Origin of the sequence: Dechloromonas sp. ZY10, assembly GCF_041378895.1 — a bacterium.
Classification (GTDB): Bacteria; Pseudomonadota; Gammaproteobacteria; order Burkholderiales; family Rhodocyclaceae; genus Azonexus; species Azonexus aquae.
The window spans coordinates 2,404,144-2,418,523 of sequence record NZ_CP144212.1 but is presented as its reverse complement, the minus strand read 5'-3'; the positions used below and the strand labels follow the sequence as shown (position 1 = coordinate 2,418,523).

At 65.5% G+C, this 14,380-nt stretch carries 10 protein-coding genes; 5 read left to right on the top strand and 5 right to left on the bottom strand.

Annotated elements, in window-relative coordinates; all coding sequences use genetic code 11:
* Positions 1-37: 37 nt before the first annotated feature.
* Positions 38-1,219 carry a M23 family metallopeptidase gene (locus VX159_RS10960; protein WP_371322925.1) on the bottom strand — a complete coding sequence of 394 codons (1,182 nt, stop codon included), beginning with the start codon at positions 1,217-1,219 and terminating at the stop codon, positions 38-40.
* Positions 1,220-1,222: 3 nt separating this feature from the next.
* On the bottom strand, positions 1,223-3,922 hold the full coding sequence (locus VX159_RS10955) for a Cache 3/Cache 2 fusion domain-containing protein (protein WP_371322924.1): 2,700 nt from the start codon (positions 3,920-3,922) through the stop codon (positions 1,223-1,225).
* 116 nt (positions 3,923-4,038) lie between these two features.
* Here VX159_RS10955 and VX159_RS10950 point away from each other — a divergent pair, with 116 nt between their 5' ends.
* Positions 4,039-4,476, top strand: coding sequence for a FecR domain-containing protein (locus tag VX159_RS10950; protein ID WP_371322923.1), 438 nt, complete (start codon positions 4,039-4,041; stop codon positions 4,474-4,476).
* A 3-nt stretch (positions 4,477-4,479) separates the two neighbouring features.
* Complete coding sequence (locus VX159_RS10945) at positions 4,480-5,100, top strand: OmpA family protein (RefSeq protein ID WP_371322922.1); 621 nt, start codon at positions 4,480-4,482, stop codon at positions 5,098-5,100.
* 106 nt (positions 5,101-5,206) lie between these two features.
* On the opposite strand, the gene VX159_RS10940 is transcribed toward VX159_RS10945, so the two are convergent.
* On the bottom strand, positions 5,207-7,369 hold the full coding sequence (locus tag VX159_RS10940) for a CHASE2 domain-containing protein (protein ID WP_371322921.1): 2,163 nt from the start codon (positions 7,367-7,369) through the stop codon (positions 5,207-5,209).
* A gap of 184 nt (positions 7,370-7,553) precedes the next feature.
* On the opposite strand from VX159_RS10940, the gene VX159_RS10935 reads away from it, so the two are divergent.
* The 3 genes from VX159_RS10935 to VX159_RS10925 are packed head-to-tail and all read left to right on the top strand — an operon-like array spanning position 7,554 to position 12,268.
* Positions 7,554-10,058: a circularly permuted type 2 ATP-grasp protein gene (locus VX159_RS10935; protein WP_371322920.1), complete on the top strand. Its 2,505-nt coding sequence runs from the start codon at positions 7,554-7,556 to the stop codon at positions 10,056-10,058.
* A gap of 3 nt (positions 10,059-10,061) precedes the next feature.
* Complete coding sequence (locus VX159_RS10930) at positions 10,062-11,036, top strand: transglutaminase domain-containing protein (protein ID WP_371322919.1); 975 nt, start codon at positions 10,062-10,064, stop codon at positions 11,034-11,036.
* A complete protein-coding gene (locus tag VX159_RS10925; RefSeq protein ID WP_371322918.1) occupies positions 11,024-12,268 on the top strand; it encodes a TIGR03862 family flavoprotein in 1,245 nt (414 codons plus the stop codon). The genes VX159_RS10930 and VX159_RS10925 overlap by 13 nt, the downstream gene beginning before the upstream one ends.
* A gap of 52 nt (positions 12,269-12,320) precedes the next feature.
* Here VX159_RS10925 and VX159_RS10920 read toward each other — a convergent pair whose 3' ends face one another.
* On the bottom strand, positions 12,321-13,085 hold the full coding sequence (locus VX159_RS10920) for an EAL domain-containing protein (protein WP_371322917.1): 765 nt from the start codon (positions 13,083-13,085) through the stop codon (positions 12,321-12,323).
* A gap of 183 nt (positions 13,086-13,268) precedes the next feature.
* Positions 13,269-14,378: a chemotaxis response regulator protein-glutamate methylesterase gene (locus VX159_RS10915; protein WP_371322916.1), complete on the bottom strand. Its 1,110-nt coding sequence runs from the start codon at positions 14,376-14,378 to the stop codon at positions 13,269-13,271.
* Positions 14,379-14,380 lie beyond the last annotated feature (2 nt).

Below are 14,380 nucleotides of genomic sequence, written 5' to 3'. Positions count from 1 at the left end.
GTTTTTTGGGCAATTTGCGTTGTCGCCCTGATCGGCTTCAACGGCGGTCGTTGCGGTGGTTGAACCAGGCAAAGAGCAGCGACAGGGCGACCAGCAGCCCGGCCCAGACGCTGGCAGGGAGTGCTGCCAGTTGTGTTACCCAGGTCTCGGCGTGGTCCCGCTCGCTGCGGAGCTGAGGCTGGCGGGCAGCGGTCGCCGGATTCTCGGGGGGCTTGGGCGGCGTTCCGGCCGCCGCCGGGGCGGGCACGGCTGGCTGATACGGGTGCTGGTATTGGGCGGTCAGGGTCAGTCCGTAGCGTGGCACGATCACCTGCGGCGGGTTGCCGACGTGGAAATTGAAGGGTAGCGAGACGCTTTCCAGTTGTTCGCCGTTGCGACGTACGCCAAGGACGGCAAAGTGCAGGTGCGGGCCGCTGGAGTAGCCGGTCGAACCGGCCAGCCCGATTACCTGCCCAGCAGCCACGTACTGGCCGCTGCTGACCCGGACGCCGCCCGGTGCCAGGTGGGCGTAGACCCCGATACTGCGATCCTCATGCAGGATTTTGACCAGATTGGCGCGGCTGAGCATGTCGGCCGTCTGGCGGCCGTCACTTTCGCCAGCCTCGGTGGCGATCACCCGGCCGCCGCGCGCGGCGACGATCGGGGTGCCTTCCGGCATCGGAATGTCGACCGCGTATTCGCTGTCCGGGCGGGTGTGGGTGCTGATCGGTCCGCCCGGCGCCTGGCCCAGGGTGAATTGCTGACCATCCAGCCAGGGCAGGCGGTAAAGGGTTTCCGTGGCATGGCGGGCATGGAAGTCGCCGAGCAGCCAGCGATACTGGGTGCGGAAGGAAAAGGCATGGCCCGGATGCGCGGCATAAACTTCGCCGAAGTCTACGCTGCCCCCGTTGGGCGGGACCACGACCAGTTGCGGAAAGCTGCGTTCGCTGGCCAGGTTGCGGCTATCGCTCAGGCTCAGGCTGAGTGATACCGGTGCCGGGCCAAGGTTGCGTGCCTGCAAGCGGTAACCGCGGGCAGTGCGCTGGTTATCGACGCTGAGTGGATAGGGGGGCGCCGCCGCCAGCAGCGCGGCTGGCAACATTCCGCCGAGCAGCAGGGCGGGCCGGAGGACGCCAAGCCCGGGCTGGAGAGGGATTGGCGGACGCGGGCTGGGGGTGAAGGGCGTCGGGCGCAGTTTGCGGTCGACCGGCGGTGTCGCCTGAAACCGGTGGCTCTGCATGGCTTAGGGCGGCGGGTTGCCGGTCGGCAGCCAACGTTCGAGGGCAGCCTTGAGTTGCTGCCAGTTGAGCGGTTTGACCAGATAGTCGTTCATGCCGCAGGCCAGGCAGCGTTCGCGATCGCCCTGCATCGCGTTGGCAGTCAGGGCAATGATTGGAATCCCAGCCTGTTGCTTGCCGCCGCGAATATTTTCGGTGGCTTCGAAGCCATCCATCACTGGCATCTGGCAATCCATCAGAACCAAGTCATAAGCTTGCTGCGCCAGCGCATCGAGTGCCTCGCTGCCGTTGTTGGCGATATCCACAGCCAGGCCGAACTTGGTCAGCAGGGCGCTGGCGACCTTCTGGTTGGTCGGATTGTCCTCGACCAGCAGGATGCGGCCGTTGCGCGGCAGGGCTTCGTCAATGCTGTGGCGGGTGATCAGTTCATGGTCGGTCGGGGCCGGGGTGGCGACGCGCTGGCGCAGGCTGGCCAGACTGTGCCAGAGATGTTGCTCCTTGATCGGTTTGCTCAGGTAGGCCGCAAATCCGGCCTGGCGCAGGCGCTCCGCATCGCCGCGCAGCGCCGCCGATGTCAGCATCACCAGATGTGCGGCGGCAAAGCGTGCATCGCTGCGGACAGCACGGCCCAGGGTCTCGCCGTCCATGCCCGGCATTTGCATGTCGAGCAGCAGGATTTCATAAGGGCTGCCGGCGGCATGGGCGCGTTCCAGCTCATCGAGCGCTGCGCTGCCGCCGTCGACACTGCTTACCGCGCAACCCCAGCGTCCGAGCAGGCGCAGCAGCAATTGCCGGTTGGTGGCATTGTCGTCGACAACCAGAATGCGGCAGCCTTCGAGGCAGTCGTGGGCGACTATCGGTGGGGCCGCCTGGGGGGCGCTCGCCACCGGACAGGGCAGGGTGAACCAGAAAGTCGATCCTTCGCCGAGGCGGCTGTCGGCACCGATTTCCCCGCCCATCATTTCGACCAGTCGCTTGCTGATCGACAGGCCCAGGCCGGTACCGCCGTATTGTCGGGTGGTCGAACTGTCGGCCTGGACAAAAGGCGAGAAGAGGTCGGCCAGTCGTTCTGGCGCGATGCCGATTCCCGAATCGCGGATTTCGAAGCGCAGCAACCAGTGGCCATCACGATTGGGGCGGCCGCTGACGTTCAGGCTGACTTCGCCGCGAGCGGTAAATTTGATGGCGTTGCCGAGCAGGTTGATCAGGACCTGGCGCAGACGCCCGGGGTCGCCGTGCAATTGTTCGGGCAGTTCGGGGGCCAGTTCGCAGATCAGCTCAAGCTGCTTTTCGTGCGCCCGGATGGCCATCAGGTCGCAGACCGACTCGACCAGTTTCGGCAGTTCGAAACGGATGGTTTCCAGATCGAGCTTGCCGGCCTCGATTTTCGAGAAATCGAGGATGTCGTTGATCACCGTCATCAGTGCATCACCGCTACTCTCGATCAGTTGGACATACTCCGCCTGTTCGTTGTCGAGTGGGGATTCGCGCAGCAGATGGGTCATTCCGATCACGCCGTTCAACGGGGTGCGGATTTCGTGACTCATGTTGGCGAGAAACTCGCTTTTTGCCCGACTGGCAGCTTCGGCGGCGAGACAGGCATGTTCGATTCGTTCTTCTGCCAGGCGGAAGCGGCGGGTCACATAGGCCGAGGTGGCGAGCAGCAGTACCGCGATCAGGCCGCCAATGGTCAGCAGTTGCAGGTGCAGCGGGCGCAGTTCCCGGTCAATGTCGTCCTGGTAGGCGGTGGCTCCGATGATCCAGCCCCAGGGCTCGAAGCGCGAATAGACCAGAATCTTTTCGCGCGGGCTGGTTTCACCGAGCGGTGTATTGCGCCAGGTATAGCGCAGGATGCCGTCGCCACGGGTGAACATCTCGTTGACCAGGCGCTGGGCTTCGGGGTTGTCCCGTTGCTGCAGGTAGAGAGGCTCGCCGGCCGGGTGGACGATCAGGCGGCCGGGCTGAAAGCGATAGTCGACCGCAAAAACGTAGCCACTTTCACCAATTCGCAGGGCCAGCATGCGTTCCTTGAGAGCGCTCAGGCCGTCGGTGAAGTCGATTCCGATATAGGCAATCGCAATCACCTCGCCGTGACGGTTGTGCAGTGGCTGGTAATGGGTCATGAACTGGCGTCCGAACAATAGTGCCGGTCCGGTATAAGCCTCGCCGCGCAGCAGCTGGCGATAGCCTGGATGATCCTGGCCCAGCGCAGTGCCCAGTGCCCGGCTGCCGTCCTGCTGCTTGACGGTGGTGGCAATCCGGTAAAAATCGTCGCCGCTGCGGACAAACAGGGTGGCGGTGGCCTGGGTGGCGGCCGAGAAGTTGTCGACTGCCTGGCTGTCGTTGTTCAGCAGATGTTGCCCCTGGCGCAATGCGGGCAGATTGCGTTGGCCGCTGCTCAGGGTTTCCTGCGGCAGGCGTTCGAGGTTGTGGAAGCGGCTGGCGAAGTCGCTGCCCAGCGTCAGCGCCGATTGTTCCAGGGCCTTGGCGTAGGCGCCGACCATGTCGCTGACCTGGCGGTTGGCGCGGGTCAGTTCGACCAGCTTTTGCTGGGTGACATAGTTTTTCAGCCAGTGGCTGGAGAGCAGGCCGCCGCAGCCGAGGATCAGCAGGATGGCGGCGTTGAGGATGCGGGCGCTCCATTGTGAACTGGCGAAGCGGTTTTCCGGCATCGATGTGGTGTTGTTGGTGATGGCGCTGCGCATCTTGACCCCCTGTGCCGCCAGTATACTCCTGCCAGATCGGCCGATCCTGCGCCGGATCAGCGGCGGGACTGCGGGCTGCTAGAATGCGTTTTCCAATATCTGCAGGGGAGAGCAGCATGCGACATGCGATCTGGCTGGCGGTCTTTTGGCTGGCGGGTACCGCCGGGGCCCAGGAATCCGCCATCGGCTATGTCAAGAACGTTAGCGGCGAGGCTTCGGTGACCACTGCCGGAAAAAGTGCCAAGGCCGCAGTCGGGACACCAGTGCAGCAGGGCAGCGTGCTGCGCACCGGCCCGAAAAGCAGTCTCGGTGTGGTTTTCAAGGACGAAACGGTGATGTCCTTCGGCCCCGATACCGAACTCAGCGTTGACGAATACCTGTACCAGCCCGGCCAGGGCAAACTCAAGCTCGGCAGCAAGCTGGCCAAGGGCAGCCTCAATTACGTTTCCGGGGTGATCGCCAAATTGCAGCCGGAAGCGGTGTCGGTGGCGACTCCGGCGGGGATCATTGGCGTACGCGGCACGCATTTTGCGGTGCGGGTCGAGGAGGAGTAAGCGATGCATTTTTCGTCTTTTTTCACGGTTGACCGTAAACAATTCGGCCGCGGGCTGCTGGCCGGGCTACTGGCGCTTGCACTGAGTGCCTGCGGTGGCAAGTCCTACGTGGTCCTGCTGGAAAACCCGGACGGCAGTACCGGCCAGATTCTGGTCAAGGGCGCCAAGGGCGAGCAGAGCGTCAGCGTTGCCGGGCAGGGCGTGCCCAATGATGGTTCGGCGCCACCGGCGGCGATTCCCAGGGAGCAGATCGAACGCGATTTCGGTGCCGCGCTGGCCGCCCAACCGAAACTGCCGGTGCGTTTCCTGCTCTATTTCCAGAGCGCCGGGGTGGCGCTGACCGGCGAGTCGCAGGCCCTGTTGCCGAAAATTCTCGACGAGGTCGGCCAGCGTCCGGCGCCGGATGTTTCGGTGATCGGCCATACCGATACCGTCGGCAAGGCGGAAATGAACGAAGCGCTGGCGCTCAAGCGGGCCGAAGCGATTGCCACCCTGCTCAAGGACAAGGGGCTCAAGGTGCACGCGCTGAGCGTCGAATCGCATGGCGAGCGCAACCTGCTGGTGGCGACGCCTGACGAAACCGCCGAGCCCAGGAATCGCCGGGTGGAAATTTCGGTGCGCTGAAGCCGCGCTACCGAAAACCGCAAACCGGGGCTGGCATCCCCCGGTTTTTTTACGCCATTTTTGCGGTTTTTCACGGTCGACCGTGAACAAGCGCATCAATACCGCTCTACTTGGCCTGCATCACCAGCAGGTCGCCGCTTTCGCCGGCTTGCAGGCGTTGCCAGTGAAGCCTGACCAGTGGATCGTCTGGCCATTGTCTGAGCAACGCAGCAAATAGTGCGAGCGTTTGCTCAGGGTTGGCGGACTGGCTGTTGAGCATGGCATGGGCGGCACAGTATTCGGCAGTTGGGGCGTAGCCGGCAGGAAGTTCCGGCGGTAGCGGTTCGAACACTGCCAGTGCCTCGCTCTTGCCCTTGAGCACCAGCCGTCCGACCGGACGGACGGCGGTTTCCGGACAGTCGGCCAGCGTTGCCGCCGAAACGCAAAGGCGGGTGCCGAGTTGCTTGTTGACGCTCTCCAGCCGGGCGGCGGTGTTGACCGGGTCGCCCAGCGCCCGGTAGTCGAAGATGTGCTTGCCGCCGAAGTTGCCGACGATTACTTCGCCGCTGTGGATGCCGATCCGGGTATGACCGAAGGCGATTCCGCGCGCCTGCAGGGTGGCTGCGTAGCGGTCTGCGAATACCGCCATTTCCCGGGCACAGGCCAGGGCGCGGGCTGCGTGGTCGGGTTGCGGCAGCGGTGCCGAGAACATGATCGCCACCGCATCGCCGACGATCCGGTCGAGCGTGCCTTCGTGACGGAAGGCGATGGCGATCATTTCATCGAGGTAGGCATTGAGCAGTTCGACCGCTTGCGCCGGATCGATTTTTTCCATCAGCGTGGTGAATCCGGCGAGGTCGGTGAACACGAAGCTGCACTGGCGACGTTCGCCGCCGAGTTGCAGCGCTTCCGGATGGGCGAGCAGATGGGCAACGCGGTTGGGCGAGACGTAGCGGGCAAAGGCGGTGCGCACCCGGCGCTGTTCGCGTTCGCTTTGCCGGTGGTGTACCAGGCTGCCGACGGCGAAGGCAGCGAGCACGGTCAGTGCCGGCAAGGCAGCATCGAGCAGCAGGCCGGTGTGGCGGAAGCTCAGCCAGCTGCCGGCGAACAGCGCACCGGTCAGGCTCAGGCTCAAGATGGCAGCAGGTAGCGCTTTGCGGCGCAGGCCGAGCATTCCGGCAAGCAGCCCGGCAACTAGCAGAGCCAGGGCTTCGCCGGCGGTCGCCCAGGCCGGGCGCTGCAGGAACTGGCCGGCGAGGATCTGCTCCAGCGCCTGAGCATGGATGTCGATGCCCGGAACAATCTGCCCAAGCGGGGTGAAGCGCAGGTCCATCAGGCCGCTGGCTGAGGTGCCGATCAACACGATGTGGCCGGCCAGGAGTGCCGGGTCGGCCTGACCCGCCAGTACCTGCCAGGCCGGCAGCCGGCGTCCCGATTCAGGTGCCGCGTAGTGCATCCACAATTCGCCGCTCGGCGTGGTCGGGATACTCCGGTCGCCGATGCGGATTTCGCGCAGCTGGCCACCTTCGGCGCGCAGGATCAGGTTGCGGGTCTCGAGTGCGCTGCGCAGGGTTTCGCTGACCAGGGTCGGACGCAGTTCGCCGGCCACTCTCAGCGCCAGCGGCACGCGGCGGACGATCCCGTCGCGGTCGGGAATGAAGGCCAGTCCGCCGTGGCCGCCGGCGGCTGCGGCAAGCTGCGGTATCGGTGCGATGGCAGCGGCAAAGGCTGGCAGGCGGGCACTGGCGTCCTGACCCGCCTCGATGAAGCGGGCGGGCGAGGGCGGCGGTGGCAATTCCACGGTCGACGCGGCAATCGCCGCATTTTCCGGCTGGCTGACGGCAAAGCCGAGAATGGCCCCGCTCTGGCTCAGGCGCTCGCCCAGTACCGCATCGTGGTCGGGCAGGCTGACCAGATGGCGCTTGAGTTCTGGTGTCAGTGGCCACTCACTGCTGGCGGTCAGCGGCGAGCTTCGGTCAGCTTCGGCAAATACCACGTCGAAGCCGATGCTGGCGGCACCGGCTGTTTGCAGCCGGGCCAGCAGTTCGGCGATCCGGGTGCGCGGCCACGGCCATTGGCCAAGGCGCGCCAGGCTGGCGTCGTCAATATCGACCACCCGTACCGGTACTTCGCTCGTTTCTCGTGGCTGCCAGCGCTGGTACTGGTCGAACAGCGCATGGCGCAGGCCTTGCAGCGGGACCGGGTCGAGCACCAGCAGCAGGAGTCCGAGCAGCACGGGCAGCAGCGGTAACAGGGCGGTGCGCAGGGGCAGGCGGGAGGCGGGCGGCATTGGGGGAGGCAGGAAGGACGGCAAGGCTCGTCAGCTTAGCCCAAAGTCGGTAACGGATGCGTTGCCGCAAACCCGCAGCCGCAGTCGACGCCCGGGTTTACGTTAGACTTCCGCCTGGCCCTGGTTCGGGCGCGCTTCTGACTTTCCGGCTCCCGGCCGGTGCTTATCTTGATCGACCGGCAGCATGGCCCGCACGCTTCTCGCGATTTATCCCCGTAATCCCCGCCGTTACGACGAAATGCTCGCCGCCGACGGCAGCGTCCGGCCGCATTGGCGGCGCCTGTTCGCACATCTTGACGAAGCAACGCCGGAGGAGATGCGCCTGCGGCTCGATTTTGCTGATCGCCGGATTCTCGAAAACGGTGTCGCTTACAACGTCTATGCCGATCCCGACGGTGCCGACCGGCCCTGGGCCCTCGATCCGCTGCCGTTGATCATTCCGCCTGCCGAGTGGGCGCAGATCGAAGCCGCAGTAGCGCAGCGCGCGCGCCTGCTCAACGCGATCCTGGGTGACCTTTACGGCCCCCGTCGCTTGCTCGCCGAAGGGCTGCTGCCGCCGGCTCTGGTCTATGGTCAGCATGGCTATCTGTGGCCGTGTCAGGGCTTGCGTCCGCCCGGCGACGTCTGGCTGCACCAGTACGCGGTCGATCTGGCGCGCTCGCCCGACGGCCGCTGGTGGGTGATTGCCGACCGTACCCAGGCACCCTCCGGAGCCGGCTACGCGCTGGAAAACCGGCTGATCGTCTCGCGTGTCTTTCCGCAATTGTTTCGTGACCTGCGCGTGCAGCATCTTGCCGATTTCTTCCGTCGCCAGCGCGAGGGACTGGCTGCCTTGGCGCCGGTGGCCGGCGATGAGCAGCCGCGGATCGTGCTGCTCACTCCGGGGCCGTACAACGAAACCTATTTCGAGCACGTCTACCTCGCCCGTTATCTTGGTTTTCCGCTGGTCGAGGGGCAGGATCTGACCGTGCGCGGCGATGCGGTTTATCTCAAAACCTTGAGCGGCTTGCAGCGGGTACATGTGATCCTGCGCCGGCTCGACGACGATTACTGCGATCCGCTCGAATTGCGCGGCGAATCGGCGCTGGGCGTGCCCGGCCTGCTCAATGCCGTGCGGGCCGGCCGGGTACTGGTGGCCAACGCGCTCGGTAGCGGCTTGCTTGGTTCCGGCGCGCTGATGGGTTTCCTGCCCGGCGCCTGTGAGCGGCTGCTCGGCGAAACCCTGGCGATGCCCTCGGTCGCGACCTGGTGGTGCGGAGAACGACCAGCGCTCGACTACGTACGCAAGCATTTGCCGCAACTGGTGATCAAGGCGGCTTACCCGACCCAGCGGCTGGCGCCGGTGTTTGCCGGCGAATTGTCCGTCGCCGAGCGCAGCGAGTTGCTGCACCGGATCGAGGCGCGGCCGCACGCCTACGTCGCGCAGGAAGTGATCGAACTGGCGCAGGCGCCGATCTGGAGCCGTAGCCACGAACGGCGGCTGCTTGCCCGCCCGGTGGGGTTGCGGGTGCACGCAGTGGCAACACCCGACGGTTACGCGGTGATGCCGGGCGGCCTGGCACGGGTTGGCGGCGCGGTGAACGAGCGGGTGATTTCGATGCAACGGGGAGGGGCATCGAAGGACGCCTGGGTGCTCTCCGACGGGCCGGTCAGCGAGTTTTCGCTGCTTAAACCTTCGCTCGGCGTTCGCGATCTGGTCAGGGCTGGCGGGCCGTTGAGTTCGCGGGCGGTGGAAAATCTGTTCTGGCTCGGGCGCTATTCCGAGCGTTTTGACGATTGTGCGCGGCTATTGCGGGTGGCGCTGGCCCGGTTGGTCGATACCACCGGCGAGCGGACGCCGGCGGTTGCCGGGTTGTTACGCCTGGCTGGTACCTTGGGCGTGATTCCTGCCGCTCAGGCAGACTCCGTGCAAGGAGACGAACACGTCCTGTTGCGGGCGGTCCATGATCCCCGTCTCGGTGGTGGCCTGCACAGTGCGATCCGGGCCTTGTTGCGTGCCGCCGGCCAGGTTCGCGAGCGCTTGTCGCAGGATCACTGGCAGGTGCTGAGTCGTCTGCAGCGCGATCTGCAGGTCTTTGCCCTGGCCCGTCAGAGCGCTTCCGGTCTGGGTGAGAGTCTGGCCTTTCTTGACGGGGTGCTGGCAGTGTCGGCCTCGCTGAACGGGTTTGCCATGGACAACATGACTCGTGACGATGGTTGGCGCTTCCTGATGGTTGGGCGCCGCATCGAGCGCCTGATCTTCCTGGCCCGGATGCTCGCCGACTTTCTCCGCCACCTGGGCAGCACCGATCGCGACAGCATGGAGGGCCTGCTTGAACTGGCGGACTCGATCATCACCTATCGTTCGCGCTACTCGCGGCCCCCGGAGTTGTTGCCGCTGGTCGATCTGCTGGTCTTCGATGCCAGCAATCCGCATGCGGTAGCTGGCCAGGTCGAGGTGCTGACGCGCTATCTCGAACGCCTGCAGCGCGAGCTGGGGTCGCCGCCGGCAACCGTCCTGGCCAGTGCTGCCGAGGCTTTGCTGAATTTTCCGCTGGTCAGTTTCGAGCGGGCGCCGCAGGCGGCGGCAGTGCAGCTGGCCGGGTGTCTGGACCACCTGGCGGCGGCTGCCGCCAGCCTGTCGGATGTGCTGGCGATGCGGCATTTCACGCACTGCGACGAGCAGGCCCGCTCAACTCTGGCCCTGTAGATCATGACTGCCGCCACCGTTCGTTATCACGTTCTGCACGAAACCCGCTATGCCTATGCGTCGCCAGTTTCGCTTTCGCGCCAGCAACTGCATTTGTCGCCCCGCGTGCTGGCGTGGCAGCAGATCGAGTTGCAATGTGTCGAGATTCTGCCGGCTCCATCCTGGCGGCGCGACGGTGTCGATGCCTTTGGCAATCCAGTGAGTTGGGTCGCATTTGACCAGGCACATGCCTCGCTATGCATCCGCTCGGCCCTGACCCTGGCCTTGCAGACGCGTCCGATGCCCGACCTGGTGGCTTCGCCGGCTTGGGAAAGCGTGCGCGATCGGCTGGCATACCGGGGCCTGCCACCCGGCGACGAGGATCTGGAGGCCTGCCAGTTTCTGTTCGAGAGTCCGCATGTGCGGGTCAAGCACGAGCTGGCCGCCTTCGCGGCGCCCTGCTTTCCGCCAGGGCGCCCGCTATTGCAGGCGGTCACGGCGCTGATGGAGCAGATTTTCAGCGAGTTTGTGTTTGATCCGCAGGCGACCACGGTGTCGACACCGATCCTTGAGGTCTTGGAGAAGAAACGGGGGGTCTGCCAGGACTTTGCCCATTTGATGATCGGATGCTTGCGTGCGCTCGGCCTGGCCGCCCGCTATGTCAGCGGTTATCTGCTGACCCGGCCGCCGCCAGGCAGGCCGAGGCTGATTGGCGCCGATGCTTCGCATGCCTGGGTGGCGGTGTATGTTCCGGGAAGCGACAGGTTGCCGGCGACCTGGGTCGAGTTTGACCCGACCAATAACCTGTTGCCCGATACCGAGCACATCACGCTGGCGTTTGGCCGCGATTTTTCCGATGTCTCACCGCTGCGCGGCGTGGTCCTCGGCGGCGGTGGCCCGGCCCCGGAAGTCGCGGTGACGGTGGTGCCGCTGGACGAGGAAGGCCTGCCGCCCGGCCTGCCGCAATTGGGCGAGGGAGCAGCTGCATGCGGCGGGTAGCAATCATCGGCGGCGGGCCGGCCGGTTTGATGGCGGCCGAGCAACTGTCCACGGTCGACGGGCTGGAAATCAATATTTTCGACGCCATGCCTTCGTTGGGCCGCAAGTTCCTGATGGCCGGCAAGGGTGGCATGAACATCACCCACAGCGAGCCGCGTGCCGCCTTTATCGGCCGCTACGGCCGCGCCGCCGAACGGATCGCGCCGCTGCTCGCGGCTTTCGGTCCGGACGACCTGCGCGCCTGGATGCAGGGGCTGGGAATTGCCTCCTTCGTCGGTACCTCGGGACGGGTCTTTCCGACCGAGATGAAAGCCGCGCCGCTACTGCGCGCCTGGCTGCACCGGCTGCGCGAACGCGGGGTGCGTCTGCATGTCCGTCACCGCTGGCTGGGGTGGCAGGGGGACGGAGCGCTGACCCGTGGGCTGCGCCTGGCGACGCCGAACGGCGAGGTGGAGGTCGCGGCCGATGCAGTGCTGCTGGCGCTGGGCGGCGGCAGTTGGTCCAAGCTCGGTTCCGACGGCGCCTGGGTGCCTTGGTTGCAGGCACGGGGAATCCCGGTGGCGCCGCTGCAGCCAGCCAATTGCGGTTTCGACGTGGCCTGGAGCACCTATTTTCGCGAGCGCTTTGCCGGTGCCCCGGTCAAGGCGGTGGTCGCCAGCTTTTGCGGCAACGAGCGCCAGGGCGAATTCAATATCACTGCTGGCGGTATCGAGGGCGGCCTGGTCTATGCGCTCTCGGCACCGCTGCGCGATGCGCTGGCGCAGCAGCGAACGGCGGCGCTGATGCTCGACTTGGCGCCCGGCCGCAGCCTCGACAAGCTGACTGCAGAACTGGCGCGGCCGCGCGGCCGCGATTCGCTGGCGACGCATCTGCGTCGGCGGGCCGGGATCGAAGGGGTCAAGGCCGCGCTGCTGCGTGAATTTTGTTCGCCGGAAGCGTTGACCGTGGCTGCAAGCGCGGCCCGTGCGATCAAGGCCCTAGCGCTGCCGCTGGTGGCGCCACGGCCGCTCGACGAGGCGATCAGCAGTGCCGGCGGGGTTGAGTTCGCGGCGGTTGACGAGCACCTGATGCTGACGGCCTGTCCCGGGCTGTTCTGTGCCGGCGAAATGCTTGACTGGGAGGCGCCGACCGGCGGTTACCTGCTGACTGCCTGCCTGGCCAGCGGCTTCGTTGCCGGCCGGGGGATGGCTGCGTGGCTGGCGGCATCGAACGAACCGCGACGGGCAGATTGAGGAAGGGATGCCGCCGGCGGTACGGCGGCGTATCCGCCTCGGCCCCGCAGTGTCAGGCGGCGCGGGGGCGATGGGTTGGCAGGCACTGCGCCTGTGCGCTCCCGAACAGGGGGCCGCAACCGTAGCTGGCGCCACAGCGCTGGGCGTATTCCAGTTGCTCCGGCGTGGCGATCTCCTCGACGATCAGCGCCGGCGCGTCAGCATCTGCCGGCGGGGGCAGGCCGGCGAGGTTACGCTTGATGAAATCGGGGGTGAAGCTGCGTTCGACCTGCGGCTGTTCCGGTTGTTTGGCGATGCTGATCCGGTAGCCGCGTTGGCGGTAGCTGGCAACGGCCGCTGCCAGCCGCTCCTCGGCCAGCAGTGGGTGCGGGCCGATTTCGAGGACGATGTCGTCGGCAGCCAGCCCGCAGCGGCGCAGCAGGGCTTCGAAGACCAGCCCGTGCTGGCAGGGGACGGCGAGCAGGTGGCGGGGATGCACCGGCAGCAGCAGGAAACCGCCGGCATGCTGGCGTTGGGTCAGGAAGTTGAGTGCGTGCAGGGTCCGGCAAAGACGGTCGAGCAGTACCACTTCGTCGGTATCACGGCACAGCGCATAGGCTTGGTCGCGACTCAGCGACTGGCCACCTGGGTCGCGCACGGTCAGGGTGGCCTGATGGCCGACAATGCGACCGCTGCTCAGTTCGACAATCGGCTCGAACAGCGAACCGAGAAAGTATTCGCGAAACCAGGCTTCCATCCTTTGGCCACTGGGGAACAGTGCGCTGTCCTGTGCGGGATGGATATTGTTGAAATAAAGCGCCAGTTCGGTCAGCGGCATTGCGCCCTCTCCTCGAATGATCAGCATACGGTCAAAACTGCCATGCACGGCAATGTTGCCCCGGTGGGGTGATGCCGGGGGCAAATCCGATGCGAGTTTAGGTCGGTGGCAGGGACTCGGCAAAGAAGGATTTCTTCTGAGCTCATGCCCCGCCTTGCGGCATCGGCGGCAGTGACCGTCGGCTCAGAGATTGCTGCGGGTGTAGGCAATCATGGCGTCGGGAATCCGCTCCAGCGGCATCACCTGGTCAGCACCGCCGAGCTTGATTGCTTCCTTGGGCATGCCGAAGACCACGCACGAGGCTTCGTCCTGGGCGATGGTCTTGGCACCGGCGTCCTTCATTTCCTTGAGGCCGCGCGCGCCGTCGTCACCCATCCCGGTCATGATGACGCCCAGGGCATTGGCCCCGACGAATTTGGCGACCGAGCGGAACAGTACGTCGACCGAGGGCTTGTGGCGGTTGACCAGCGGCCCGTCGACAACATCGACGATGTACTGGGCGCCGCTGCGCTTGACCATCATGTGCTTGCCGCCGGGCGCGATCAGCGCCCGCCCCGGCATCACGCGGTCGCCGTTCCTGGCCTCGCGGACCTCGATTTCGCACAGGCCATTAAGGCGTTCGGCAAACATCGCGGTGAACTTTTCCGGCATGTGCTGGACGATGACGATGCCCAGGCAGGTCGACGGCAGGCGGGTCAGCACTGCTTCGAGCGCCTGGGTACCGCCGGTCGAGGTGCCGATCGCGATCAGCTGGTCGGTGGTGCGGGCCATCGCGGTGGAACTGCCGCCGGGGGGCAGCATCACGTCGGCGGAAATCTTGGGCCGGTTGACCAGGGCTGCTGCGGCAGCCGTGTTTGAGGCGCTGCTGCTCCGGGTCAGTGCGCGCAGGTTGGCGCGGGCTGCGGCCCTGACGGCTTGCGCGATGTCGTTCGAGGCGTCTTCGAGAAAGGCTTTGAGACCAGCCTTGGGTTTGGTGATGATGCTGACCGCGCCGGCTGCCATCGCGTCAAAGGTGGCCTGCGCGCCTTTTTCGGCGAGCGACGAGCAAATGATTACCGGCGTCGGCCGTTCAGCCATGATTTTTTTGAGGAAGGAAATGCCGTCCATGCGCGGCATTTCGATGTCCAGCACGATCACGTCCGGCCACAGGCTCTTGAGCTTGTCGAGTGCAAAGACCGGGTCGGAGGCGGTGGCGATTACTTCGATCCCCGGCTCCTTGGCCAGTGCCTGGGAAACGACTTGCCGCACCAGCGCGGAGTCGTCGACGATCATGACTTTGATTTTGTCTGCCATGC